The following is a 25441-nucleotide window of genomic DNA, read 5'->3' as shown; positions in this document are numbered from 1 at the left end:
ACGGATCATGCGGAAGCAGTACGACACCATCGGCGCGCGCTACGCCGAGTCCAAGACCACGGCCGCCTTCTCGGCCGCCGACACCTGCACCCTGCTGGGCGCGCTCGACGCGCTCGGCGGGGTGCACGGGCTCGACGCCCTCGACCTCGCCTGCGGATACGGCTACAACACCCGACTGCTCGCCCGCGGCGGCGCCCGGCGGACCGTCGGCGTCGACATCTCCGAACGGATGATCGCGCTCGCCCGGGCGGAGGCCCACGAGCCGGCGGCCGCGGCCACCGGGGCACGGATCGAGTACGTGGTCGGCGACGCCGCCGCGATGCCCCAGCTCGGCCCCTTCCACCTGGCCACCGCCGTCCACCTGTTCAACTACGCCCCCGACCGGAGCGCCCTGCACGCGATGTTCCGCTCGATCCGGACCAACCTGCGCCCCGGTGGGCGACTGCTGGCCATCGTGCCCAACCCCGGCGCCTTCCCGCACCAGGACTGGTCGCCGTACGGCGTCAGGATCCTGGACCGGGAACCGTCCGGGGACGCGCCGCTGCTGCGCGCCCAGTTCCTCACCGATCCGCCCGTGCCCTTCGAGTTCCGCGAATGGGCCCACGCCGACTTCGCCGAGGCGGCCGTCGAGGCGGGCTTCGCCACCGTCGCCTGGCAGCCCGCCCGCACCCCGCCGCCGGACGCGGACCGCGACGAGGCGTTCTGGGCGGCGTACCGGGCCCGCCCGATCAGCTCCCTCATGACCTGCGCGGCCTGACCGGCTCCCGTACGGCCGCTCAGTCGGGGACGGGGGCCGGGGCCGGTGCGGTGTCGGGGTCGGCGGCGGGGTCGGGTTCGGGTTCGGGGTCGGGTTCGGGGTCGCCCGCGGAGCGGACCAGCCGGACGATCTCCGCGCGCGCCGCGCGCCCCTCCGGGACCGGGAGCAGCGGGTAGACGTGCGGCAGGCCCGACAGCTCGTGGTAGTCCACCTCGACGCCCTCGGCCCGCGCCCGGCGCACCAGCTCCCGGCTGTCGGTGACCAGGACGTCCCGCGAGCCCGTGAACACCGTCAGCGGCGCCAACCCGGCGAAGGAGCCGCGCAGCGGGCTCACCCGGGGGTCGTCGGTGGCCAGCGTCCCCGCGTACAGCCGCCCCGCCTCCACCAGCCCCGGCCGTGCGAGCATCGGATCGGCCGCCTCCAGCGCGCCCTGCTCGGGATGGGTCATCGTCACGTCCAGCCAGGGGGAGACCAGCACGATCCGGGAGGGCTGCGCGCCGGTCCGGTCGCGCAACCGCTGCGCGGCCGCGAGCGCCAGCCCCGCGCCCGCGGAGTCCCCGATCAGCACGGTGCCACCGGCCCCGCCGCTCGCGATCAGCCCGCTCAGCAGGTCCGCGGCCACCGGGACGGTCCGGTCGGCGGTCCCGCGCGGCGCCAGGATGTAGGCCGGTACGACGCAGCGCGCCCCGGCCTCGCTCACCAGGGTCCGCACCAGCGCCCAGTGCGGCCGGACCAACTCGCCCACGTAGCCGCCGCCGTGCACGTAGAGCACGCGGGCCGCGGGCTCCGCGTCCCGCGGCGCGACCTCGTACACCGGCCACGCCCCGACGAAGGTGCGCGAGACCTCGGCGACCTTGCCCAACCAGCGCGGCGGCAGGTGCGAGGCGGGCCTGCGGGCCGACTCGGCCACGCGCGCCCGCACCGCCTCGGCACTCGCGAACCTCTTGCGTCGTCCCGCCGCGATCAGCGCGGCCGACAGCGCGCGACTGCGCAGACTCGGCACCCGCCGCCACCTCCCTGTTCCCCGTCGTGCCCCGGCCCCGTCACGGGAGGAGCATAGGCGTGAAGCTGGGCTGTCGACCCGCTTAAGAAATCCTCGATGGACTGATCGTTACCGGGTCGGCAGATTGGTGTCCGTCGATGCGCCGCACCCGTCCCAGGGGTCGCTGCGCCCCCTCCGCATGCCTGGAGCCACCCCATGAAGGCACTCGTCAAGCACAAGGCCGAGCCCGGACTGTGGCTCATGGACGTGCCCGAGCCCGAGTACGGGTCCGGAGACGTGCTGATCAAGGTGCTGCGCACCGGCATCTGCGGCACGGACCTGCACATCCGTTCGTGGGACGGCTGGGCCCAGGGCGCGGTCAAGACCCCGCTGATCCTCGGCCACGAGTTCGTCGGCGAGGTCGCCGCGGTCGGCGCGGACGTCCAGGACATCGAGATCGGCGCGCTGGTCAGCGGCGAGGGCCACCTGGTGTGCGGCAAGTGCCGCAACTGCCTCGCCGGCCGCCGCCACCTGTGCCGCAGCACGATCGGGCTCGGTGTCGGGCGCGACGGCGCCTTCGCCGAGTACGTGGTCCTGCCCGCGCAGAACGTATGGGTGCACCGCACCGAGGTCGACCTGGACGTGGCGGCGATCTTCGACCCGTTCGGCAACGCCGTCCACACGGCCCTGTCCTTCCCGCTCGTCGGCGAGGACGTGCTGATCACCGGTGCGGGACCCATCGGCATCATGGCGGCGGCCGTCGCACGGCACGCCGGCGCGCGCAGCGTGACGATCACCGACGTCAGCCCCGAGCGGCTGGAGATCGCCCGCAAGGCGGGCGCCACGCTCGCGCTCGACGTCCGCGACGCCACGATCGCCGACGCCCAGGCGCAGCTCGGCCTGCGCGAGGGCTTCGACATCGGCCTGGAGATGTCGGGCCGTCCCGAGGCCATGCGCGACATGATCGACAACATGACCCACGGCGGCCGGATCGCGATGCTGGGCCTGCCCGCGCAGGAGTTCCCGGTGGACTGGGCGAAGGTGGTCACCTCGATGATCACCATCAAGGGCATCTACGGCCGCGAGATGTTCGAGACCTGGTACGCGATGACGGTGCTGCTGGAGGGCGGGCTCGACCTGACCCCGGTCATCACCGGCCGCTACTCGCACCGCGACTTCGGCGCCGCCTTCGACGAGGCCGCCACCGCCCGCAGTGGCAAGATCATCCTGGACTGGACGGCGTAACCGTCCGGCCCGCTCGACCCGCACCACCCCCCCGGCGCTCCCTCCCGCGCGCCGCCCCGAACCATCTCCCCCCGGCCGGGCCCCGCACCACCCTCCCCCTCCGCGGGGCCCGGCCCCCTCCGTCCGCCGCCGCTCCAGTGGAAAGAGAGCACCATGTTCGATTCCGTACGTGACGACCTGCGCACCACCCTCGACGAGATCCGCTCCGCCGGGCTGCACAAGCCCGAGCGCGTCATCGGCACCCCGCAGAACGCGTCCGTCGGCGTCACCTCCGGCGGCGTGGCGGGTGCCTCGGGCGAGGTGCTCAACTTCTGCGCCAACAACTACCTCGGCCTGGCCGACCACCCCGAGGTGGTCGCCGCCGCGAAGGACGCGCTGGACCGCTGGGGCTACGGCATGGCCTCCGTCCGCTTCATCTGCGGCACGCAGGAGGTGCACAAGGAACTGGAGGCCCGACTCTCCTCGTTCCTCGGCCAGGAGGACACGATCCTCTACTCCTCCTGCTTCGACGCCAACGGCGGAGTCTTCGAAACCCTGCTCGGCGCCGAGGACGCGGTGATCTCCGACGCGCTCAACCACGCCTCGATCATCGACGGCATCCGCCTCTCCAAGGCCCGTCGCTACCGCTACGCCAACCGCGACCTCGCGGAGCTGGAGACCCGGCTCAAGGAGTCCCAGGACGCGCGCCGCCGCCTGATCGTCACCGACGGCGTCTTCTCCATGGACGGGTACGTCGCCCCGCTCGCCGAGATCTGCGACCTGGCCGAGCGCTACGACGCCATGGTCATGGTCGACGACTCGCACGCGGTCGGCTTCGTCGGCCCCGGCGGTCGCGGCACGCCCGAACTGCACGGGGTCATGGACCGCGTCGACATCATCACCGGCACCCTCGGCAAGGCCCTCGGCGGCGCCTCCGGCGGTTACGTCGCCGCCCGCGCCGAGATCGTCGCCCTGCTGCGCCAGCGCTCGCGCCCGTACCTCTTCTCCAACTCCCTCGCCCCGGTCATCGCCGCCGCCTCGCTCAAGGTCCTCGACCTGCTCGAATCGGCCGGCGACCTGCGCGAGCAGCTCGCGGCCAACACCTCGCTCTTCCGTACGAAGATGACCGAGGCGGGCTTCGAGATCCTGCCCGGCGACCACGCCATCGCCCCCGTCATGATCGGCGACGCGGCGGAGGCGGCCCGGATGGCGGAGCTGCTGCTGGAGCGCGGCGTGTACGTGATCGGCTTCTCTTACCCCGTCGTTCCGATGGGCGCCGCCCGGATCCGCGTCCAGCTCTCGGCCGCCCACTCGACGGCCGACGTGGAGCGCGCCGTGGCCGCCTTCATCGACGCCCGCGCGGAACTCGGCTCCTCCGCGGGCTGACATCATGGAGGGGTGATCGACCCCCGCCGGCTGCGCATCCTGCGGGCCGTGGCGGACCACCGTACGGTGACCGCCGCGGCCGCAGCCCTGTACCTGACCCCCTCCGCCGTGTCCCAGCAGCTCGCCGCGCTGGAACAGGAGAGCGGGCACGTACTGCTCACGCGCAGCGGGCGGGGCGTACGGCTCACCGCCGCCGGGGAGATCCTCGTCGGGCACGCCCACGAGGTACAGGCCCAGCTGGAGCGCGCCGAGGCCGAGCTCGCGGCCTACGCGGGCGGCGTCGCGGGCGAGGTCACGGTGGCCGCCTTCGCCACCGGCATCACCGAAGTGCTCGCCCCGGCCATCGCCCGGCTCGCCCTGGACCACCCCGGCATCCGACTGCGGGTCCGGGACGCGGAGGGCGACCAGAGCCTGCCGCTCCTGCTCGACGGCGAGGCCGACGTGGCGCTCGCCGTGGAGTACCGCGGCGGCCCGGGCGCCGACGACACCCGGCTGTCGGTCCTCCCGCTGTACGCCGAACCCTTCGATGCGGTGCTCCCCGCGGGGCATCCCCTCGCGGCGCTCCCCGAGGTGTCCCTGGCCGGGCTCTCCGACACGGACTGGGTGGGCCAGTATCCCGGCAATCCGTGCCACGACGTGACCTTGCTGGCCTGCGAACTGGCCGGCTTCCAGCCCCGGTTCAGACACTCCTCCGACGACTTCCGGGCCGTGATCGCACTGGTCGGCGCGGGCGCGGGCGTGGCCCTGGTGCCGCGTTCGGCGCTGCGCGGCACCGACCTCAAGGAGGTCCAGGTCCGCCCGGTGGAGGGCCCGGCGGCCACCCGTCGTGTCTTCGCGGCCACCCGCAGGGGCGCCGAGACCCACCCGCTGATCGCCCCGGTCCTGGCCGGCCTGGCCCGCGAGGCGGGGCGGCTTCCTGCGCACTGACGCGGAGTTCCGCACCCGGGCCGCCTCAGGCCGTGGCGGGCGCCGGTGTCGTGCTCGGGTAGGGGCTGACCATGGTGTCGAAGTAGCCGTCCGGGGCCTCCTCCAGGAAGGTCGACAGGTCCTCCAGGAAGGCGCGCAGCGGCGGTGTCGCGTTGTGCCGGTCCAGGTCTTCCTGGGAGCGCCAGACCTCGTACAGGAAGAAGCGGCCGTCCTCGTGCTCGTGGAGGTGGTACTGGAGGTTGCCGGGCTCCTGCCGGGTGGGTTCCACCAAGGAGGAGAGGATGCGCCGGACTTCGTCCGCGCGGTGCGGCCTGGGGCGCAGGAAACCGTAGAGGGCCAGGGGGCGTTCGGCGTTCGTGCTCGTGCTCGTGCTCGTGCTCGTGTTCGTGTTCGTGTTCGTCATGATCCTCACGCTAAGATCTCACATCAATGTGAGATTCAAGGGGCTGTGAGGAGCACCACATGAAGATCGGTGAGCTCGCCGCCGCAACGGGCACCTCCGTCCGGCTGTTGCGCTACTACGAGGAGCAGGGCCTCCTGGAATCCCAGCGCCTCGGCACCGGCCACCGCCGTTACGACGGCGACGCCCCGGCCGTGGTCCGGCGCATCCGCGCGCTCCTGGACGCCGGCCTGCCGACCCGGGTCATCCGTGACCTCCAGCCGTGCATCCGTCAGGACGGCACGGTCGCCGGATGCAAGCTGGAGACCCTCCAGGAACACCTCGACGGCCTGGACGCCAGGATCTCCGCACTGTCGGAGACCCGCGCGTCCCTGGCCGGCCTCGTCTCCGACACCCGGGCCCGCGAACAGGTCAGCGTGTAGGTCCGCGTGCGGGGCGCCCCGGGCTAGGGGTCGTTGTCAGTGGTGGCCCGTAGCGTCGTCGGCATGGGAACGGTGACGTTCGTCGACGAGACGACATCAGGGGACAGGGGCGCGGCCTTCGGGCTCGACATCGCCGAGGAGCGGCTCACGGCGCGCGAGTTGATCCGGCGCAGGGTCTTCCAGGAGGTGGCGGAGTTCAACGCGCGGGCGCAGTCGCAGCCGCAGGTTTTCCAGGGCCTCGTGCAACCGCACGACACGGAGCGCGTGTTGAACGGGTACGCGCTGCGCACCCCGCGCCACATCGACCCGCAGGCCCAGACGGAGCGCGCGCTGGCCGCGTTCGCGGGGAACGGCTTCCTGGTGCTCGTCGGGGACCGGCAGGTCACGGACCCGGACGAGGAGATGGAGCTGCCGCTCGGCGTCGAGGTCACCTTCCTGAAGCTCGTGCCGCTGGTGGGTGGCTGACCGTGGACGTGCTGGACAATCTGGGCAGGATAGAGGGCCACGCGGCCGCGCTGGAGATCGGTCCGCTCGCGTACGAGGCGCTGCGTGCGGCGACGGACCGTTCGGCCAACAGCTGGCAGGTGTGGGGCCGGATCGTCGAGGCCCTGGAGGGCCTCGACGCCACGGTGCGCGTGGCCGTCGCGGAGGAGACGGGCCGGCTGTACGCCGAGTTCAGCTCCCCCGAGCGCATGGAGATGAGGGTGTTGCAGCTGCTGCAGGTCGTGGGCGCGGACCTGCCCGGGGATCCGCTCGCGGCCGAGCGGACCACCGAGCTGGAGAAGCTCGGCACGCAGGTGTCCACCTGGGGGACGGGCGAGTTGTTCGTCGCCGAGCACGAACTGACCGCGGGCCGGGCGCTGTCGGCGCCCGTCGTGGCGTATCTGCGCCGCAGCGCCCTGGAGACGTACGGCCGACCGGAGACGGCGGCCTTCGCCAAGGAGCTGATCGAACCCGTGCTGAACGTGGGCGAGGCGTGGGCCGAGCGGGCCGTGGCGGAGGGCGCCGAAGAGCCCTGGCGGGCCCTGCTCCTGCACGCCACGACCGCGACGTCGGCCAAGCCCACCGCCAAGTGGGACGCGGCCGCGCGCACCCTCGTCGCACCGCTGGGCGCCGATGCCGTGCGTGTGGCGGTGCTCGGCTGGCTGGCGCTCGTCGGCCGCCCCCGCACCTTCGCCTTCACCGGTGTGCGGTACGGTCCCGACGCGAACCTCGCCTTCGACCCGTACAACGCCAACGCCCTGCGCGGCCTCGCCTGGATCCTGGCCCTGCTGCCCGCCCACCCGGACACGGCCCGCGCGCTCGGCGTGCTCGTCGAGACCTCCCTGAGGAAGGTCCCCGGCCTCGGGCCGGTGAACCCCAAGGTCGCCAACGCCGGGGTCACGGCCCTCGCCCGCATCGACGGCGGGCCGGCGCTCGCCGAGCTGGCCCGGCTCGCCACCCGCACCACCTACAAGGGCACGCTCAAACTGCTCAACACCGCCCTCGACAAGCGGGCGCAGGCCCTCGGCCTCGGCCGGGAGGAGGTCGAAGAGCTGGCCGTGCCCGCCTACGGCCTGACCGAGGTCGGCCGCGGCAGGGTCGAGCTCGGCGAGGTCACCGCCCTGCTGGAGGTCCAGGGGGTCAAGGCCGTCCTGCGCTGGCGCTCCGCGACGGGCAAGGAGGTCAAGTCCGTCCCCGCCGCGGTCCGGCGCGACCACCCCGAGGAGCTGAAGGAGCTGGGGGCCGCCGTCAAGGACATCGACAAGATGCTCGGCGCCCAGGTCGAACGGCTGGACCGGCAGTTCCTCGCCCGGCGCACATGGTCCTACGACGCCTGGCGCGAGCGCTACCTCGACCACCCCCTCGTCGGCAGCCTCGCCCGCCGCCTGCTGTGGACGGTCGACGGCACCCCGGTCGGCTTCGCCGACGGCGCCCTGCGCACCCTCGCCGACGCCCCGGTCGAGCGCGGCGCGGAGGTCACGCTCTGGCACCCCGTCGGCCGCGAGAGCGCCGAGGTGGTCGCGTGGCGGGACTGGCTGGAGCGGCACGCCGTCACCCAGCCCTTCAAACAGGCCCACCGCGAGGTGTACCTGCTGACCGACGCCGAGCGGGCGACGGGCACGTACTCGAACCGGTTCGCGGCGCACATCGTCCGCCAGCACCAGTTCCACTCCCTCGCCGCGGTCCGCGGTTGGCGCAACAAGCTGCGGATGTGCGTCGACGACACGGCGCCGCCCGCCACCCGTGAACTCCCGCAGTGGGGCCTGCGCGCCGAGTACTGGATCGAGGGCGAGGGGGAGGAGTGGGGTGTCGACACCACCGAGTCGGGCAGTTACCTGCGCCTGCGCACCGACCAGGTGCGCTTCTACCCGATCGGAGCACCGGAGAACGCGGCGCACTGCTACGCCGGCGGGTACACCATGCGGCTGCGCGACGGCGCGGAGCCGGTCGAGCCGCTCCCGCTCACCGGGATACCGCCGCTCGTCCTGTCCGAAGTCCTGCGGGACGTGGACCTGTTCGTCGGCGTGGCCAGTGTCGGCAGCGATCCGACGTGGCAGGACGGCGGGCCCGACGGGCGGTTCCGCGAGTACTGGACGGCGTACGGCTTCGGCGAGCTGAACCAGAGCGCCGAGACGCGCCGCGTCCTCCTGGAGCGCCTGGTGCCGCGGCTCGCGATCGCCGAGCGGTGCCGGATCGAGGGCCGGTTCCTGCACGTCACGGGCGACCTGCGGACCTACAAGATCCATCTCGGCTCGGGCAACATCCTGATGACGCCGAACGACGAGTACCTCTGCATCGTCCCCAAGTCCTCCGCGGGCACGGCCGCCCGGACCGGCTACGTGCCCTTCGAGGGCGACCGCACCCTGGCCGTCGTGCTCAGCAAGGCGCTGATGCTCGCCCAGGACACCGAGATCACCGACCCGACGATCGTCAGCCAGATCCGCCGGGCGCGCGACTGAGCGGCCGGGGGCCCCGCGCCGGCCCCCTCATCCGCGGATGACCTCCCCCTTCATCCGCGGATGACCTCCCCCTTCACCCACGGATGAGCTCCACCCTCACACCCGGATGACCTCCACCCCCGCCTCCTCGAAGGCTCGGGCGCCCGAGTCGGTCAGGCCCGTGTCCGTCACCAGGACGTGCACCGACGAGGCCGGGCAGATGCGGGCGAAGGCGCGGACGCCCAGTTTGCTGGAATCCGCCGCGATCACCACGCGGCGGGAGCGGTCGCACAGCAGGCGGTTGACCGCGGCCTCGTCCTCATGGCGGGTGGCGGCGCCGTCCAGCGGGTCGAAGCCGTCCACGCCGAGGACCGCCGTGTCCACGGTGAGTTGGCCCAGGACGCCCTGGGCCAAGGGGCCGGTCAGCTCGTAGGACTGCGGGCGCGCCACGCCCCCGGTGAGCACCGTCTTGAACTGCGGCCGGATCACCAGCTCGCCCGCGATGTTGAGGGCGTTCGTCACCACGGTCAGCGCGGGCGCCCCGCCGGTCCCCGCGTTCAGGTCCGCCCGGCCGGCGAGGGCGCGGGCGACCTCGGTGGTCGTCGTGCCGCCCGTCAGGCCGACCACCTCGCCCGGGGCGATCAGCGCGGCCACCGCCTCGCTGATCCGGCGCTTCTCCGCCGCGCGCCGCGTGGTGCGGTAGCGCAGGGGGAGCTCGTAGGACACGCCGTGCAGCACCGCCCCGCCGCGCGTGCGCACCAGCAACTGCTGCTGGGCCAGCTCGTCGAAGTCGCGCCGGATGGTGGCGGCGGAGACGCCGAGGGCCTCGGCGGCGGGTTCGACCTCCAGGCGGCCGCGTTCCACCAGTAGATCCAGCAACGTTTGCCAGCGCACCTCCCGGGACATGGACCCCACGGCGGCGTACCCCCTTGTGTGCGTTCGTGTTCGTTCGTGTGTGTTCACGTCTGTGCGTTCGGGCTATCCGTCGACATTAACTCAGGCCACCACCCCGCCGATGCTTGAAGTTGCGCGAAACCACCGGCTATCTTGCAGAAAAATGCATTACACGCACTCCATTGCACAGGGAGCCGACATGAGCCATGTCGCGTACGAGCTGACGACGCAACCCGACTGCTGGGAACGGGCCGCCGAGATGGCCCCGGCGCAGCGGGCGGTCCTCCCGCAACCGGGGGAGCGCACCGCGATCGTCGGGTGCGGGACCTCGTACTACATGGCGCAGGCCGCGGCCGCGCTGCGCGAGGAGTCGGGTGCGGGGGAGACCGACGCCTTCCCCGCCTCCGAGTTCCCGCGCCACCGGCGCTACGACCGGGTCGTCGCCCTCACCCGCTCCGGCACCACCACCGAGGTCCTGGACCTGCTCGCGCAGCTGCGCGACGCGGGCATCGCCACCACCGCCGTCATCGGCGACCCCGACACGCCCGTCATGACCCTCGCCGACGACCTGGTCGTGCTGGACTTCGCCGACGAGCGCTCGGTCGTGCAGACCCGCTTCGCGACCACGGCGCTCACCCTGCTCCGCGCCCACGTCGGCCTGCACAGCCCGTCGGTGGTGGCCGACGCGCGCGCCGCGCTCGCCGAACCGCTGCCCGATCAGTTGGCGGGCCGGAGCCAGTTCACCTTCCTGGGCCGTGGCTGGAGCGTCGGGCTCGCCCATGAGGCCGCCCTCAAGATGCGCGAGGCCGCGCTGTCCTGGTCCGAGTCCTACCCGGCGATGGAGTACCGGCACGGACCCATCAGCATCAGCGGTCCCGGCACCGTCACCTGGGCCCTGGACGAGGCCCCGGACGGCCTGGCCGACCAGGTCCGCGACACCGGGGCGCAGTGGGTGGAGGCCCGGCACGACCCGTTGGCCGAGCTGGTACGGGTGCACCGCCTCGCGATCGCGGTGGCCGCGCACCAGGAGCTGGACCCCGACCGGCCGCGCAACCTCACCCGCTCGGTGATCCTCAGCAGCGAAGAGGAGGTCGTCCGATGAGCCTCGTGCCGGCGGGGGACCTCGTCCGGGAGGCGGCCGCCACCGGTCGGGCCGTGGCCGCCTTCAACATCATCACCCTCGAACACGCCGAGGCCGTCGTCGCCGGGGCCGAGCAGGTCGGTGCGCCGGTCGTCATCCAGCTCAGCGAGAACGCGGTCCGCTTCCGGGACGGCCGGTTGCTGCCCATCGCCCGCGCCGCGGTCGCCTGTGCCGAGGCCGCCGGGGTGCCGGTCGGCCTGCACCTGGACCACGTCAAGAGCGTCGACCTGCTGCGCCGGGCGGTCGACGCCGGCTTCGGTTCGGTCATGTACGACGCCGCGCACCTGCCGTACGGGGAGAACCTGGAGGCCACCCGCTCGGCCGCCGACTGGGCGCACGCCAACGGCCTGTGGATCGAGGCCGAGTTGGGCGAGGTCGGTGGGAAGAACGGCGCCGCCCCGCTGGACCCGCACGCTCCGGGCGCGCGGACGGACCCGGACGAGGCCCGGCGCTTCGTCGCGGACTCGGGCGTGGACGCGCTCGCCGTCGCGATCGGCAGCAGCCACGCGATGACCTCGCGGACCGCCTCCCTGGACCACGCGCTGCTCGCCCGGCTGGCCAAGACGGTCGAGGTGCCGCTGGTCCTGCACGGCTCCTCCGGGCTGCCGGACGCGGAACTGGCGGCGGCGGTGCTGGGCGGGATCCGCAAGGTCAACATCGGTACCGCCCTGAACGTGGCGATGACCGAGGCCATCCGCACCCACCTGACCGAGGCCGACCCCCGCCCGTACCTGACGGCGGCCCGCACGGCGATGACGGCCACCACGGCGGCCATGATCACGGCGCTGGACGCCTCCCGCTGACCGTACGGCGCAGGCCCTTCCGGATTCTTGGAACACGTTCTACTCTACGCCCGCCAGCGACGGACGGACCGTGAGACTCCCGGAGGGGCCGTGCACCTCGAATACACGCCTGAGCAGCAGCAGTTGCGCACCGAGCTGCGTGCCTACTTCGCGGAGCTGGTCCCGGAGGACGTCTACGGGCGCTACCAGGACGCCGCCGCGCAGAAGCGCTTCTACCGCGAGACGATCCGCCGGCTCGGCGCCGACGGCTGGCTCGGCGTCGGCTGGCCGAAGGAGTACGGCGGGCGCGGGATGTCGCCCATGGACCAGTTCATCTTCTTCGACGAGGCCGCGCAGGCCGTGGTCCCGCTGCCGCTGATGGCCCTCAACACCGTGGGGCCGACCATCATGCAGTTCGGTACGGACGAGCAGAAGGCCTACTTCCTCCCCAAGATCCTGGCCGGGGAGATCGACTTCGCCATCGGCTACAGCGAACCGGACGCGGGCACCGACCTCGCGGCCCTCAAGTGCAAGGCCGTCCGCGAGGGCGACGAGGAGAGCGGTACCTACGTCGTCAACGGGCAGAAGATCTGGACGACCAACGGCGACACCGCCGACTGGGTCTGGCTCGCCGTGCGCACCGACCCCGACGCCCCGGCCCACAAGGGCATCACCATGCTCCTGGTCCCCACCGCCGATCCGGGGTACTCCTGCACCCTCATCAACACCCTCGCCTCGCACGACACCACCGCGAGCTACTACGAGGACATCAGGGTCCCCGCGAACCGCCGGGTCGGCCAGGAGAACAAGGGCTGGCGCCTGATCACGAACCAGCTCAACCACGAGCGCGTCACCCTCGCCGCGCACGGCACGATGGCCATCCGCGCCCTGCACGACGTACAGCGCTGGGCCGCCGACACCAAGCTCGCCGACGGCCGCCGGGTCATCGACCTCGGCTGGGTGCGGGGCCGCCTGGCCCGGACGCACGCCCGGCTCGATGCGATGAAGCTGCTCAACTGGCAGATGGTCAACGCCGTCCAGAGCGGCACCCTCACCCCGCAGGACGCCTCCGCCGTCAAGGTCTACGGCTCCGAGGCGCGCCGGGACGCGTACGCCTGGCTGATGGAGATCGTGGGCGCGGCGGGCGCCCTCAAGGACGGCTCGGCGGGCGCGGTCCTGCACGGCGAACTGGAACGCGGCTACCGCAGCGCGGTCATCTTCACCTTCGGCGGCGGCAACAACGAGATCCAGCGCGAGATCATCTCCTGGATCGGCCTGGGCATGCCCCGGGTCCGCCGCTGAGCGACCGGGACCCCAGGTCTCCCGCGCCCACGGGTGCCGAGAGAGCTCGCCGTCGGTCATGCCGATGAGTTCACGGTCCGAGAACGGTCCACCCAGCGACACGACCGTTCTCGACAGGAGTGCCATGTCCACCATCCAGCCAGTGATCATCACCGCCCACCAGGAGGTTCTGGTCGGCTTCTACACGACCTTGTTCGGCGCCGAGGAGATCTTCCGGGTCCCGGAGCAGGGCCCGACCTTCTACCTCGGCCTGCGCATCGGCGACACCGACCTCGGACTGGTGACCACGACGGACCCGGGGACCGGGGCCGCACCGCGGATCCTGCTCAGCATCGACGTCGCCGACGTCGACGAGACGCTCGCCCGGGTGACGGCGCTGGGCGGCTCGGTCCAGGGCGGCCCCACCGACATGCCGTGGGGCCGGCGCGTCGCCCACATCCAGGATCCCGACGGCAACGCGGTGAACCTCACCCAGCCGATCCCGGCCCGGTGACGGTGTCGAAGACCGCGTCAGCCCACCCGGACTCCGACCGCCAGCGTCAGTTCGAGGACCCGGTGCGGCGAGCCGAGGTCCGGGAACAGCTCCCGCAACTGTGACATCCGGTACCGGACGGTCTGGGGATGCACGAACAGCGCCGCCGCCACCTCGTCCCGCCTGCCCTGGTACAGCAGCCACGCCCGCAACGTCTCCTCGAGCCGGCGCGCGGTCGCTGCGGACACGGTCCGCAGCGGTGCGAGGGCCCGGGCGCGCAGGTCCGCGAAGGCGTCCGCGTCGGCGCTCAGCACCAGCTCGGGCAGGTGGTCCTCGGTGTCCCGGATGTCACCGGAGAGGGAGCGCGCGCGTACGGCCCGTGCGTACGAGGCGGACGCGCGCGTCCACGGCCGGGCCGGGCCGACCACGGCGGTGCGGTCGGGCAGCTGCCGCAGCAGACGCGCCCGGTCGGCATCGGGGACGAGCAGCACGCCGGAGGCGTCCGGCAGATCGTCCAGGACGAGGGTGCCCGGGTCGAGCGCGCGGTAGGCGGGCCGGGCCTGGGCGGCCGGCAGGAGGACCGCGGTCAGCGAGACCGGCGGCTGCCACCCGGCCCGCCCCGCAGCCGCGAGGAGCGCGTCCGGGCTCGCGCCGGCGAGGAGGTCGCGGGCCAGTTCTTCCAGGTGGCGCTCGTGGGCCCGGCCCCGTGCGGCCAGTTCGTCGGCGTGGCCCGCGGCGCTCGCGGCGGAGAGCTCGTCGATGTAGGCGAAGGTCAGCTCGGCGAACTTCGCGACCTCGGCGGCGGGCAGACCCGCGGGTACGGCACCTGCGGCCAGACCTCGCCAGGCCACGCGGGCGCCGACCCGGTACGCGCTGAGCAGGGCGTCCATCGAACGGCCGTCGCGGACCTCGCCGCGGCCCAGCTCGTAGGCCGCTTCGCCGGCGTCGCCGCCCGTGGCGTTCCCGCTCGCGAGGTCCAGGTAGAGGCCCAGGGCGGTGCGGACGGCTCGGCGGATGGTGGCACCCATGCGGCCGGAAAGGGCGTTGGCATAGGGAGGGACCTCGTCGATGATCGCCTGGACGACCTCGTCGGCGGTGGTCCTCAGCGCGGCCCGAATCGCCGCGACCGTCGTCTCGTCCAGGACCAGCTCGCTGGCCCTCCGGGTTGCATGGCTCACGTTTTTGTTCCCTGCGAACAAATCAACCGATCAGATTCACGTCCTACGGACAGGACTTTACCCCCTCAAGCACACCAAGCTGGGGCCATGACGAGTGCAGCCCTCCGCAGTAGGGCGTGGAAACTGCTGGAGATGGTCACGACGCCGCTACTGCCGTCGGACTACCTCGACCTGGTCAGCCCGCTGCGTGCGGGCGGCGACCTGCGGGGGCGCATCGAAGCCGTGCACCCTGAGACGGATGACGCCGCGACCATCGTGATCAAGCCGGGACAGGGCTGGCGCGGCCACACGGCCGGTCAGTACGTGCGGATCGGGATCGACGTCGACGGGGTGCGCCTGTGGCGCGCCTACTCGGTCACCTCGCCGACGGACCGCCGGGACGGCCGGATCACGATCACCGTGAAGGCGATACCGGACGGCAAGGTCAGCAACCACCTGGTCCGCAGGGCGCAGCCGGGCACGCTGATCCAGCTCGACCAGGCGACGGGTGACTTCGTGCTGCCGCAGGCCAAGCCCGCCAAGGTGCTCTACCTGACGGCCGGCAGCGGCATCACACCGGTGATGGGCATGCTGCGCGACGTCGAGTTCGACGACGCCGTCATGGTCCACTCCGCTCCGCGGCCGTACGACGTGATCTTCCGCAAGGACCTGCACGACCTGGTCGCGGACAAGAAGCTGCGGCTCACCGAGGTGCACACCGACACGGACGGCACGCTCGACATCGCCCGTCTCGGCGAACTCGTGCCCGACTGGGCCGAGCGCGAGACCTGGGCCTGCGGGCCCGCGGGCCTGCTCGACGCCGCCGAGGACCACTGGAGCGCGCACGGCGTCCCGGAACGCCTGCACACCGAACGCTTCCGCCCCCACGTCGTCGTCGCCGGCGACGGTGGCGAGGTCACCTTCGCCACCACCGGCACGACCGTCGACGCGGACGGCGCCACGCCGCTGCTGGACGTCGGCGAGGAGGCCGGCGTGCTCATGCCGTCCGGGTGCCGCATGGGCATCTGCTTCGGCTGTGTCACGCCGCTCACGGCGGGCGCCGTCCGCGACCTGCGCACCGGCGAGATCACCGAGGCCGGGCCGGGCGTCCTCATCCAGACCTGCGTGTCCGCCGCGGCGGGCCCTTGCGACATCGAACGGTAGGAGCACCTTGACCGCCATCGACCCCACCGCCCACCTGACCGCGGAGCAGATCGAGGAGCTCGGCCGCGAGCTGGACGCGATCCGCGACGAGGTGATCGCCAGCCGTGGTGAGAAGGACGCCGCCTACATCCGCAAGGTGATCTCGGCGCAGCGCAAGCTCGAACTGGCCAGCAGGGGCGTCCTGCTGTTCTCGATCTTCCCGCCCGCGTGGCTGATCGGCACCGCCGGCCTGTCCGTGGCGAAGATCATGGAGAACATGGAGATCGGCCACAACGTCCTGCACGGCCAGTGGGACTGGATGCGGGACCCGAAGATCCACTCCACCACCTGGGACTGGGACCACGTCTCGCCCGCAGAGCAGTGGAAGCACTCGCACAACGAACTGCACCACACGTACACCAACGTGATCGGCAAGGACAACGACCTCGGCTACGGCATCATGCGCGTCGACGAGGACCAGCGGTGGCACCCGTTCCACCTCGGCCAGCCGCTGTGGAACTTCCTCAACGCCTGCTTCTTCGAGTACGGCATCGCCGCCTACGACCTGGAACTCGGCAGGAACCTGAGCAAGCGCCGCCGCAAGAACCCGGAGTTCCGCGCGCGGGCCAGGGCCGTGGGCCGCAAGATCCGCAAGCAGGTGCTCAAGGACTACGTGATCCACCCGCTCCTCTCGGGTCCGTCGTTCCTCACCACACTCGCCGCGACGTTCACCGCGAACCTGGTCCGCAACATCTGGACCCACTCGGTCATCATGTGCGGGCACTTCCCCGAGGGCGTCCAGGTCTTCGAACGCCGGTCGATCAACGGCGAGACGCGCGGCCAGTGGTACCTGCGCCAGATGATGGGCTCGGCGAACATCAGCGGCAGCAAGGCCATGCACTTCATGACCGGCAACCTCTCGCACCAGATCGAGCACCACCTGTTCCCGGACCTGCCGAGCAACCGGTACGCCGAGGTCGCGGTGAAGGTGCGCGCCCTGTTCGACAAGTACGAGCTGCAGTACGTCACCGGACCGCTGCCCAAGCAGGTGTACTCCGCCTGGCACAGGGTCTTCCGCCTCTCCCTGCCGAACAAGAAGCCCAAGGTCACCACCCCGGACCGCGAACAGGAACTCGTCGCTGCCTGACCGGGTGTCGAGGGCCTAATTCTCTCCAAAGCCGGGACGGTCGGGCGGCAGGGGTCTAGCGTTTCCCTCTCGGAGATCGAGGGGTGAAGATGCAGGTGACGGCATTGCGCAAAGGGGAGAACGTCGGGCTTTCGACGGCGGCAGTGGTGCTGGCGGTGTCGGTGCACGGCTTGGCTGCGGACGTCTCGGCGCTGTTGCTCGGAGCGGACGGCAGGGTCCGGAGCGACGACGACCTGGTCTTCTACAACCACCCGGCCCAGGACGGGGTGTCGGTCGCCGGTTCCGTGGTCACGGCCGACCTCTTACGCGTGCCGGCCGGCGTGGACCGGCTGGTGGTCGTGGTGAGTGCCGATCCGCTGCAGCCGGGTGCGGTCTTCACCCGTGCACCGCATCTGTCCATCGCCCAGGCGGGCTCGCCGGCCCGGTCGTTCACGGCGCCGGACTTCACGTCCGGGGAGACCGTCGTGGTGCTGGCGGAGCTCTACCGGCGCGGCGGCGAATGGAAGATCCGGGCAGTGGGACAGGGCTACGCCTCCGGCCTGGCCGGTCTCGCGACCGACTACGGGGTCGATGTGGAAGCCGAGCTCGACGTGGCCCCTGCGCCACGTCCGGCCCCGGCCCGCTCGCACCCCGTCCTCGCGGGCCCCGCGGTGGGTCTGTCGAAGGTCGAGCGGCTGGCCCCCGCACTGCTGTCTCCGGCGCGCCACGCCAACAAGGCCCTCGTCGACCAGCGCATCGCCAACCGGCGGGCAGCGGTGTACCTGATCCTGGATCACGACCTGCACATGGAGGAGTTGTACGACTCCTTCGCCGTGCAGGCCTTCGCCGAGCGGGTCCTGGCACTGTCGGCCACCCTCGACGACGACGGCACCGTGCCCGTGGTCTTCTCCAGCGGACAAGAGCCCTTCCTGGAGGAGATCCGGCTGGACAACTACCGCGGCCGCATCGGGCAGTTGCACACCCAGGTCGACTGGGGGTGGGGCAACGTCGCCGAAGCCATGCGGCGTGCGGTGGGGCACTACCAGGAATCCGGCGCCGTCGACCCCGCATTCATCGTGACCCAGGTCGGTGACGAACCCTGGGACAAGGCCGAGGTGCGCTCCTTGCTGCAGAACACCGCACCGCTCGGCGTCTTCTGGTTGTTCGTCGGATTCGGCCGCGGCAAGCTCGCGTTCTACAAGAACCTCAACGCCTCCACCTCCGCCACCTTCACCAACGTCGCCTTCTACGACGCGAGCAAGAACCCGGGATCGGTGCCCGACGAGCGGTTCTACGCCGGCCTCGTCGACGCCTTCGCCGCCTGGCTGCGGCATTGAGGCGTCGGCCGCGGCCGGACGGTTCGCCCGGCTCAGGCGCGGTGGCGGCGTCTGGCGGATACCGGGAGGCCATGGCGGGGGCGGATCGTGATTCTTGCCAGGGAGTCGACCGTGAAGCCGGGGACGGGCTCGAACTCCCAGTGGCGCCCCAGGGTGGCCAGCGCCATGACGCCCTCCATCCGCGAGAAGGTGTTGCCTATGCACTGCCTCGGACCGCCGCCGAAGGGGAGGTAGGCCAGGCGCGGGCGGCCCGGCCGTACCGCGTGGCCGGTGAGCTCGTCCGCCGCGTCGGCGGACGGCGGGGACTCGATCCAGCGCTGCGGGGCGAAGCGCTCCGGCTGCGGCCACCACCGGGGATCGCGGTGGACGACCCACGGGACGATCGCGACGAAGGCGTCCTTGGGCACGCGGCGGCCGCAGACCTCGAAGTCGGTCAGGGCGCGGCGGGCGACGCCCAGGATCGGGGGGTAGAGGCGCATCGCCTCGGAGAGGACCGCGTCGGTCCAGGCGAGGCGGGGCAGGTCCTCGACCGTGGGCAGCCGGTCGCCGAGCACCTCGTCGATCTCCGCGTGCATCCGCTCCCGGGCCCCGGGGTCGCTGCCGAGCAGGTGGTAGGCCCAGGCGAGGGCGCTGGCCGTGGTCTCGTGGCCGGCCATGAGCAGGGTGATCGCCTCGTCCCGCACCTGGAGGTCGTCCATCGGCTCCCCGGTGTCGGCGTCGCGCGCCGCGAGCAGCAGGGAGAGCAGGTCGGCGCCCTGCCCGTCGCCCCGCCTGCGCTCCGCGACGAGCCGGTCGACGATGGCGTAGAGGTCGGCCCGGCCCTCGTAGAAGCGTTTGTTGCCGGGCAGCGGCAGCTTCGCCAGATGACGGGCGAAGGGCAGGGAATCCCAGCGCAGCGGACCCTCGTGGCGCGGGACGGCGGTGCGGATGGTGCGGGCCACGTCGCTGTCGAGGGAGACGTCGAAGAGCGTGCGGGCCACGATGGCGAGGGTCAGCTCGGTCATCTCGACCTGCATGTCGAGCCGGTCTCCGTCCTTCCAACCGAACTGGATGTCGTCGGAGAGCTCGGCGAAGGCGCGACCGTAGCCGGCGATGCGTTCGTGATGGAACATCGGCTGGATCAGCCTGCGCTGCTTGCGGTGGAAGGCCCCGTCGCTGGTGACCAGGCCGTTGCCGAGGATCACTTCGAGCGGGGCGGCCCACGTGCCGCGCCCGGCGCTCATGACGTCCTTCGCGAAGTTGCGGTGCGAGGTCACCAGGACCTCGTGGGCCGCCTCCGGGTCGCTGATCATGTACATATCGCGCCAGCCGAGCGGAATGCGCACGACCGGGCCGTAGCGGTCGCGCAGCCCGCCGACGTAGTCCAGCGGATGGCCGGACATCGCGAGCAGGGGGCGGATCCGGCCGCCGGGGCCGGGGGCCGCGGTGGCGGTGGCCACGGGGGCGGTGGAGACCTGGGTCATCGAGGTGCCTTCCTGAGCTCCATGGACACGGGCGGGGTCACTCCCTGACGAAGCGTCGGAGGGCGAGCGAGACGTTCTGCCCGCCGAAGGCGAAGGAATTGGAGAGGGCTGCCCGGACCGCGTACGGACGGGCGGTGTTCGGCACGTAGTCGAGGTCGCACTCCGGGTCGGGCGCGTCCTGGTTGATGGTGGGCGGGATGACCCCGCGGTCGATGGCCAGGGCACAGAAGGCCGTCTCGGTCGCGCCGGCCGCGCCCAGCAGGTGACCGGTCATCGACTTGGTCGAGCTGACGGCCAGCTTCCCGCTGTGCGTGCCGAAGGCGGCTCTGATCGCTTTCGTCTCGGCGGCGTCGGAGAAGGTGGTCGAGGTGCCGTGCGCGTTGACGTGGTCGATCTCGTCGGGCTTCAGGTCGGCCTCGCGCAGCGCGGCGAGCATGGCGCGGGCGGCGCCCTGCCCGCTGGGATCGGGGGCGGTGACGTGGTGGGCGTCGCTGGTCTGGCCGTAGCCGCAGATCTCGGCGTAGACGTACGCGCCCCGGGCCCCGGCCGACTCGGCGGTCTCCAGGAGCATCATGGTGGCGCCTTCCCCCATGACGAAGCCGTCGCGGTCCGCGGTGAAGGGGCGGGAGGCACGCTGGGGATCGTCGTTGCGGCGGGAGAGCGCGCGCAGGTTGGCGAAGCCGGCGATCAGGGGCGAGGCGATGCAGGCCTCGGAGCCACCCGCGAGCGCGGCCCCGGCGTAGCCGTCGCGGACCAGGCGGTAGGCCTGTCCGATCGCGTCGGCGGAGGAGGCGCAGGCGGTGACCGGTGCGCCGCCGGGGCCGCGGAAGCCGAAGTGCTGGGAGACGGAGCCCGCGCCCATGTTCACGATGGAGCCGGGCACGAAGTACGGGGAGACCGACCACGGCTCCGCCGCGTCCTTCAGCACCCCCGCCATCATGGTGGCGGCGCCGCCTATGGCGCTGCCGATCACGGTCGCCGCGCCGTCCCGGTCGATGCCGTTCAAACCCGCCCGCTCCACGGCGAGTTCGGCCGCGACGAGCGCGAAGTGGCAGAACCGGTCGAGGCGCCTGACCTCCAGGCGGGTCAGCCAGGCCGTCGGGTCGAAGTCGGCCACCTCGGCGGCGATCCGCACCGGCAGCCGGTCGGCGTCGAAGCCCCGGATCGGCCCCACGCCGGATGCTCCGGCGAGCAGCCGCGTCCAGACCGTCTCGGTGCCGATGCCGAGCGGGTTCACCATGCCGATGCCGGTCACCACCACCCGGTGGCGACCGGCGGCGGTGTTCATCCGGACTCACCCGGTTCGGCGAGCCCGAAGAGGGACTCCATCCGCATCGCGAGCTGCACGTCGCCCTGGATGTGCAGCCGGCCCCCCAGCAGCAGGTCCATGCCCTGGACCGAGGCGGAGGCCATCTCCACGAAACTGACCGCGTCCAGGGCGAGGGTGACCGCGGGCTCGCCCGAGATGCCCGTCTCGCGCACGTCACAGGTGTCCCCGGCCAGTACGAGGTCGTAGGCGACCGTGGCGGCCGGTGACCTCGAAACCTCCCAACGGGCGGTCTGCGCGGGGCCCGTGAGGCCCCCGGTGTAGCGCTCGGGCATCCGCTCGAAGGCCGAGCGCAGTACGTCCCCGCCCTCGGGCGTGGCCAGCCAGGCCGCCAGCTCCTGGCGCGGCAGCCCGGCGAGGACGGCGCGGATGTCGGCGAGGTCGCCGGAGTGCAGCCCCGCGAGCAGCTCCGGGGAGAAGGTGGGTTCGGCTGTCATGAGGACTCCTCCGCTCCTGCGGGCACCCGCCCGCTGTCGACTGTTCGGTCGGCCGCCTGCCGGAGCTCCTGCCGTGGTGCGATGCCGGGCAGTCGGGCGAGGACGTGGCCGTCGGGCCGTACGAGGACCGCTTCCGGCCCCTCCAGCGCGTAGACGTCGGCGAACGCTCCCGTGACGTCGCGCAGGTGGGGCCCGTCCGCGGCGATCACGGCGGCCGTGAGGGGCAGGCCCAAGAAGGTCGCGGCCTCCTGCGCCACGTCCTGCCATACGGCCCCCTCCGGCCCCGTGAGCAGGGAGAATCCGGATCGGTTCAGGTCGGTCGTGGAGATCCGGTCGCCGGCCCGGTCGAGCCAGGCGTGCGGGGCCCGGTGGCCGGCCCGGGCGGTCGGCCGGTAGGTCACGATGTCCTGGACCACCGGCTCTCCGGGGCCCGGCGCGTAGGTGAAGCCCAGCGCCTGCCCCTCGAAGTCGAAGTGCGGCCGGTGCTGTTCGATGTTCCGGGCGAACTCCGCCTGCTCCACGTCGGATTGGAGCAGTGCCCGCTTCTGGAGGGCGTTGCTCTCGCTGTGCCGGGCGTTGAACTCGGCGACCGGGCGCCGTTCGCGCTCGTAGGAGTCGAGCAGGGCATCGGGGGCGCCGCCGTGCAGCACCGCGGCCAGCTTCCAGGCGAGGTTGTGGGCGTCCTGGATGCCGGTGTTCATGCCGAAGCCCCCGGTGGGCGGGAAGGTGTGGGCGGCGTCTCCCGCGGCGAGCACCCGGCCGTCGGCACTGCGCCAGGAGTCGAGACCGGTGGAGCCCATCACCCAGTTCCGTACGGAGTGGATGCGCAGGCCATCGACCGACGTGCCGATGGCGGCCTCGATCAGCTTCAGGTGATCGACCTCCTCCTCGAAGTAGGTGTGTTCCTCTTCGGGGGTGAGGGCGGGGATCTCCAGGAGCCATTCGCCGCGCGCGGGGTCCACGGTGATCAGCACGCCCCGCACGAGGGAACCCATCACCCAGTACAGGGCGCTCTCCCGGCCGGCGGTCCAGGGCGAGAGGTCGGCGCTGAAGTGGATGTCGAGGAGCCGCCCGAGCGGTGTGGCCGCGGTCCGCCGCAGCCCGACCGTCTCGCGCAGCGGGCCGTGCAGGCCCTCGGCCAGGACGGCGTAGCGGGCCTCGACGACGAGGGGACGCTCGCCCGCGGCCGTCACCCTGACGCCGGAGGGGGTCCGGGTCAGCTCCTCGGCCCTGACGCCGCGGATCACCCGAGCGTTCGCGGGGAGCCGCTCGACGAGCAGTGCTTCCACCCGGTTCTGCGAGCAGATGACGGGCAGGACGGGGCTGATGGCCGCGCGCCGCATCAGGGATTCGGCCGATTCGATGACGTCCAGGGCGGCGAGTTCGGTGCCGGCGAGTTCGGTGCACCAGGTGATGCGCGCCGTGTTCGGCAGGGGCACGCCGACACGACGGACCTCGGCGTCGACGCCCAGGTACCTCAGCAGCTCCATCGTGCGCGAGTTGATGACGGTGGCGCGCGGATGGCCGGAGGGTGCGGGGCGCTGTTCCAGCACGACCGTCCGCACGCCGAGTCCGGCGAGGAAGTGGGCCGCGGCGAGGCCGGTGGGCCCACCGCCGACCACCACGACGTCGGCCTCCAACCGTTCGCCGGTCTGCGGGGGTCGGGGTTCGGCCGCGTTCATCGTCGTGCCTCCCCGAGGGCGGCGACGACCGGCGCCAGGCGCCGGGCCACCGCGGCGTCGAAGCCGGCCTTGAACAGGACGCGGGCGACGACGACCGCGGGCAGCCCGGCCAGTACGGCGCCGATCAGCCAGAGCACGAACACCCCGGTGAACGCCTTGCGCGGGAGGTCTCCCCGCCGGTCGGCGGCGCGGATGATCCGGCCCCAGACCCGGAAGACCCTTCCGGCCAGGAGGTCGGCCGCAGCCAGTGGCGGGTTCACGGGGGCCGCGTCATGGGCGGCGAGTACGGCGCGCACCCGCTCGGCCAAGGCCTCCTCGGCCAAGACCTCATCGGAGGTGGCGCCGGAAGCGGGCCCGTCCTGGTCCGGCGCGAATTCCCGCTGTGCGGGGGAGAGTTCGGCGAGGCGCTCGCCGAGGAACGCGAGCCGCTCCAGCTCGTCAGCGCCGACACCGGCGCGCGGGAAGCCCCAGGACGCCTCCCGCTTGCCGGCGAGCAGCCAGCGCAGCGTGGTGACGAAGGTGACCCCGGCGGAGGCGGTGTCCACGGAGGCGATCGTGCCCACGTAGCGGCCGCCCGCGCCCTCGATCAGCTGCCGCACCTCGATGGCGGCGGAGTACCACATATTCCGGCATGCCACGAGGCCGACGACACCGCGCCCGTCGAACGCCTTCGGCTCGGCGCCGACGAAGGCCCGCATGGGCAGCGCCGGGGCCAGGTACCAGACGGGGAAGGCGAAGACGACCAGGTCCGCGTCGTCATCGTCGGCCACCGGCGGCCGGGCAGTGATCCCGGGCGCCGCGTCAGGGTCGACGGAGGCGGGGAAGACGCCGAAGAAGCGGCGTAGGGGCCAGGGGAAGGGAAACGGTTCTCGTGGCCTGATCTCGACCTTGCGAATGTCCCAACCCGCCTTTTCCAGCGGGTCGGTGACGGCGGAGACGGATTCCAGGAGCTGACCGGTCTGCGAGTACCAGTAGACGGTCACCCGGGGCCGTGGGGCCACCACCTCAGACCTCCCCGCCGGAAACGGCCGTCAGATGCGCGAAGGACACCGCGAACCGCCCGGATTCGGGAACCATCAAAAGGAGCTTGTCACCAGCGGAAATCATGCCCTCGCCGAGCATTTCCTCCAGGATCACGTAGATGCTCGCGGAACCGATGTTTCCGACCCGTGTCAGATTGCTGTACCACTTCTCGACGGAGGGGCCCCGGAGTTTCTTCTTCTCGATCTCCTTGAGCACCATGGACTTCATGCGTTCGCTGGAGTAGTGCGCGGGGAACCAGGCAAGCTCGTCCGGGTCGAAACGGCCCTCGTCGAGCAGCCGTTGGTACTCCTTGACCCCGAGCCGCACGAGGTGCGGCAGCAGGCCCAGGTCCTGGCGCAGCGCCAGCGCGCCGTCGACGGCCGCCTCGGCCGCGGAGGGGTAGTCCAGCCAGCTCCGCTTCCCCGAGTTGTCGGCCGCGCCCATGTACATGCAGGTGCGCTCGGTGTTGGCGTAGGAGGTGAGCGAGATCCAGTCGATCCGCAGGCTGATCCCTTCGGCCGCCGGGCGGTCCTGCACCAGCGCGGCTCCGGCGCCGTCCGAGAGCATGTAGCGCAGGAACGCGATCTCCATGGCGATGGCGCCGTCGTCCGAGACGGGCCGGACGTCGGTGAACCGGTCGCTCTTCATGAGCCGCGAGATCAGTTCGGACGCGCAGGCGACCGCGTTCTTCTTCTCCCCGGCCACCACTTGGAGGTAGGCGTTCTTGAGCGCCATCATCCCGGAGCTGCAGATCCCGTGGGTGCTCACGATCTCGCAGGGCGGGCTGCCCAGTTCGCCGTGGACGCCGCTGGCGAAGCCGGGCGCGATGAGGTCCGGGAGGCCGGTGGCCGCCGCGATGAGGTCGATGTCGTCGAGGGTGATGTTCGAGCGCTCCACCGCCCGGCGGATGGCGCCGACCGCCAGCTCGGTGTTGGAGAACAGGGTCTTCTGCTGCTTGTCGATGGCGTAGTGCCGCGTCTTGATCCCGCAGTTGTCGAGGGTCTGCTCGCGCAGCCCCGAACTCGCGCGGCCCACGCTGCCGATGTACTCCTCGACCTCTTCGTTGGGCACTGGTTCGCCGGGCAGGAAGCTTCCCATGGCGGTGATGTAGGCAGGCATTGCGGTGTCTCCCCGTG

At 72.1% G+C, this 25441-nt stretch carries 24 protein-coding genes; 14 read left to right on the top strand and 10 right to left on the bottom strand.

Features of this window, described 5'->3' with window-relative positions; all coding sequences use genetic code 11:
- The first annotated feature begins 7 nt into the window (after positions 1 to 7).
- Complete coding sequence (locus ACIBEA_RS04895; protein WP_399258038.1) at positions 8 to 757, top strand: class I SAM-dependent methyltransferase; 750 nt, start codon at positions 8 to 10, stop codon at positions 755 to 757.
- A 19-nt stretch (positions 758 to 776) separates the two neighbouring features.
- Here the strand turns inward: ACIBEA_RS04895 and ACIBEA_RS04890 are convergent, their stop codons facing one another.
- Positions 777 to 1760, bottom strand: a complete 984-nt coding sequence (locus ACIBEA_RS04890) for an alpha/beta hydrolase fold domain-containing protein (protein WP_399258036.1) — start codon at positions 1758 to 1760, stop codon at positions 777 to 779.
- A 195-nt stretch (positions 1761 to 1955) separates the two neighbouring features.
- On the opposite strand from ACIBEA_RS04890, the gene tdh reads away from it, so the two are divergent.
- The 3 genes from tdh to ACIBEA_RS04875 all read left to right on the top strand — a co-directional run bounded on the left by tdh (position 1956) and on the right by ACIBEA_RS04875 (position 5276).
- Positions 1956 to 2984: an L-threonine 3-dehydrogenase gene (gene tdh / locus ACIBEA_RS04885; RefSeq protein WP_399258034.1), complete on the top strand. Its 1029-nt coding sequence runs from the start codon at positions 1956 to 1958 to the stop codon at positions 2982 to 2984.
- 153 nt (positions 2985 to 3137) lie between these two features.
- Complete coding sequence (locus ACIBEA_RS04880; protein WP_399258032.1) at positions 3138 to 4349, top strand: glycine C-acetyltransferase; 1212 nt, start codon at positions 3138 to 3140, stop codon at positions 4347 to 4349.
- A gap of 12 nt (positions 4350 to 4361) precedes the next feature.
- Complete coding sequence (locus ACIBEA_RS04875; RefSeq protein ID WP_354381028.1) at positions 4362 to 5276, top strand: LysR substrate-binding domain-containing protein; 915 nt, start codon at positions 4362 to 4364, stop codon at positions 5274 to 5276.
- A gap of 25 nt (positions 5277 to 5301) precedes the next feature.
- Here the strand turns inward: ACIBEA_RS04875 and ACIBEA_RS04870 are convergent, their stop codons facing one another.
- Entirely contained in the window at positions 5302 to 5679 is a 378-nt protein-coding gene (locus tag ACIBEA_RS04870) for a putative quinol monooxygenase (protein WP_399258030.1), read from the bottom strand.
- 59 nt (positions 5680 to 5738) lie between these two features.
- Between ACIBEA_RS04870 and ACIBEA_RS04865 the strand changes: the two genes are divergently transcribed.
- The 3 genes from ACIBEA_RS04865 to ACIBEA_RS04855 all read left to right on the top strand — a co-directional run bounded on the left by ACIBEA_RS04865 (position 5739) and on the right by ACIBEA_RS04855 (position 9040).
- The gene (locus tag ACIBEA_RS04865; RefSeq protein WP_399258028.1) at positions 5739 to 6098 is read left to right on the top strand and encodes a MerR family transcriptional regulator; all 360 of its coding nucleotides are present in this window, start codon (positions 5739 to 5741) and stop codon (positions 6096 to 6098) included.
- Between the two features lie 63 nt (positions 6099 to 6161).
- Positions 6162 to 6563 carry a hypothetical protein gene (locus tag ACIBEA_RS04860; RefSeq protein ID WP_399258026.1) on the top strand — a complete coding sequence of 134 codons (402 nt, stop codon included), beginning with the start codon at positions 6162 to 6164 and terminating at the stop codon, positions 6561 to 6563.
- A gap of 8 nt (positions 6564 to 6571) precedes the next feature.
- Entirely contained in the window at positions 6572 to 9040 is a 2469-nt protein-coding gene (locus tag ACIBEA_RS04855) for a DUF4132 domain-containing protein (RefSeq protein ID WP_399259030.1), read from the top strand.
- A 96-nt stretch (positions 9041 to 9136) separates the two neighbouring features.
- Here the strand turns inward: ACIBEA_RS04855 and ACIBEA_RS04850 are convergent, their stop codons facing one another.
- The gene (locus ACIBEA_RS04850) at positions 9137 to 9925 is read right to left on the bottom strand and encodes a DeoR/GlpR family DNA-binding transcription regulator (protein WP_399259029.1); all 789 of its coding nucleotides are present in this window, start codon (positions 9923 to 9925) and stop codon (positions 9137 to 9139) included.
- Positions 9926 to 10112: 187 nt separating this feature from the next.
- On the opposite strand from ACIBEA_RS04850, the gene ACIBEA_RS04845 reads away from it, so the two are divergent.
- From ACIBEA_RS04845 to ACIBEA_RS04830, 4 genes are all read left to right on the top strand, one after another.
- Complete coding sequence (locus ACIBEA_RS04845) at positions 10113 to 11015, top strand: SIS domain-containing protein (protein ID WP_399258024.1); 903 nt, start codon at positions 10113 to 10115, stop codon at positions 11013 to 11015.
- Positions 11012 to 11857 (top strand): class II fructose-bisphosphate aldolase, encoded by an 846-nt coding sequence (locus ACIBEA_RS04840; protein ID WP_399258022.1) that lies wholly within the window; start codon positions 11012 to 11014, stop codon positions 11855 to 11857. The genes ACIBEA_RS04845 and ACIBEA_RS04840 overlap by 4 nt, the downstream gene beginning before the upstream one ends.
- 90 nt (positions 11858 to 11947) lie before the next feature.
- Positions 11948 to 13138, top strand: coding sequence for an acyl-CoA dehydrogenase family protein (locus ACIBEA_RS04835; protein ID WP_399258020.1), 1191 nt, complete (start codon positions 11948 to 11950; stop codon positions 13136 to 13138).
- 124 nt (positions 13139 to 13262) lie between these two features.
- A complete protein-coding gene (locus ACIBEA_RS04830) occupies positions 13263 to 13631 on the top strand; it encodes a VOC family protein (protein ID WP_399258018.1) in 369 nt (122 codons plus the stop codon).
- A gap of 17 nt (positions 13632 to 13648) precedes the next feature.
- On the opposite strand, the gene ACIBEA_RS04825 is transcribed toward ACIBEA_RS04830, so the two are convergent.
- A complete protein-coding gene (locus tag ACIBEA_RS04825; protein ID WP_399258016.1) occupies positions 13649 to 14788 on the bottom strand; it encodes a PucR family transcriptional regulator in 1140 nt (379 codons plus the stop codon).
- 87 nt (positions 14789 to 14875) lie between these two features.
- Here ACIBEA_RS04825 and ACIBEA_RS04820 point away from each other — a divergent pair, with 87 nt between their 5' ends.
- The 3 genes from ACIBEA_RS04820 to ACIBEA_RS04810 all read left to right on the top strand — a co-directional run bounded on the left by ACIBEA_RS04820 (position 14876) and on the right by ACIBEA_RS04810 (position 18373).
- Positions 14876 to 15931, top strand: a complete 1056-nt coding sequence (locus ACIBEA_RS04820) for a ferredoxin reductase (RefSeq protein ID WP_399258014.1) — start codon at positions 14876 to 14878, stop codon at positions 15929 to 15931.
- A gap of 7 nt (positions 15932 to 15938) precedes the next feature.
- Positions 15939 to 17057 carry a fatty acid desaturase family protein gene (locus ACIBEA_RS04815; protein ID WP_399258012.1) on the top strand — a complete coding sequence of 373 codons (1119 nt, stop codon included), beginning with the start codon at positions 15939 to 15941 and terminating at the stop codon, positions 17055 to 17057.
- 89 nt (positions 17058 to 17146) lie between these two features.
- Positions 17147 to 18373, top strand: coding sequence for a VWA domain-containing protein (locus tag ACIBEA_RS04810; RefSeq protein ID WP_399259028.1), 1227 nt, complete (start codon positions 17147 to 17149; stop codon positions 18371 to 18373).
- A gap of 32 nt (positions 18374 to 18405) precedes the next feature.
- Here the strand turns inward: ACIBEA_RS04810 and ACIBEA_RS04805 are convergent, their stop codons facing one another.
- From ACIBEA_RS04805 to ACIBEA_RS04780, 6 genes are read right to left on the bottom strand one after another with little or no spacing between them, the layout of a single operon-like run.
- Positions 18406 to 19836 (bottom strand): cytochrome P450, encoded by a 1431-nt coding sequence (locus ACIBEA_RS04805; RefSeq protein WP_399258011.1) that lies wholly within the window; start codon positions 19834 to 19836, stop codon positions 18406 to 18408.
- A 37-nt stretch (positions 19837 to 19873) separates the two neighbouring features.
- Entirely contained in the window at positions 19874 to 21124 is a 1251-nt protein-coding gene (fabF, locus tag ACIBEA_RS04800) for a beta-ketoacyl-ACP synthase II (protein WP_399258009.1), read from the bottom strand.
- Positions 21121 to 21600, bottom strand: a complete 480-nt coding sequence (locus tag ACIBEA_RS04795; RefSeq protein ID WP_399258007.1) for an SCP2 sterol-binding domain-containing protein — start codon at positions 21598 to 21600, stop codon at positions 21121 to 21123. Before ACIBEA_RS04795 ends, fabF begins: the two co-directional genes overlap by 4 nt.
- Positions 21597 to 23282 (bottom strand): FAD-dependent oxidoreductase, encoded by a 1686-nt coding sequence (locus ACIBEA_RS04790; RefSeq protein ID WP_399258005.1) that lies wholly within the window; start codon positions 23280 to 23282, stop codon positions 21597 to 21599. Before ACIBEA_RS04790 ends, ACIBEA_RS04795 begins: the two co-directional genes overlap by 4 nt.
- Positions 23279 to 24283: a hypothetical protein gene (locus ACIBEA_RS04785; RefSeq protein ID WP_399258003.1), complete on the bottom strand. Its 1005-nt coding sequence runs from the start codon at positions 24281 to 24283 to the stop codon at positions 23279 to 23281. The genes ACIBEA_RS04790 and ACIBEA_RS04785 overlap by 4 nt, the downstream gene beginning before the upstream one ends.
- Before the next feature lie 4 nt (positions 24284 to 24287).
- Positions 24288 to 25424 carry a 3-oxoacyl-[acyl-carrier-protein] synthase III C-terminal domain-containing protein gene (locus ACIBEA_RS04780; RefSeq protein WP_399258001.1) on the bottom strand — a complete coding sequence of 379 codons (1137 nt, stop codon included), beginning with the start codon at positions 25422 to 25424 and terminating at the stop codon, positions 24288 to 24290.
- Between the last annotated feature and the right edge of the window lie 17 nt (positions 25425 to 25441).

Origin of the sequence: Streptomyces sp. NPDC051555 (genome assembly GCF_044454405.1) — a bacterium.
Taxonomy (GTDB): domain Bacteria; phylum Actinomycetota; class Actinomycetes; order Streptomycetales; family Streptomycetaceae; genus Streptomyces.
Note: the sequence above shows the minus strand (reverse complement) of the source record. Positions and strands in the feature narration are given on the sequence as shown.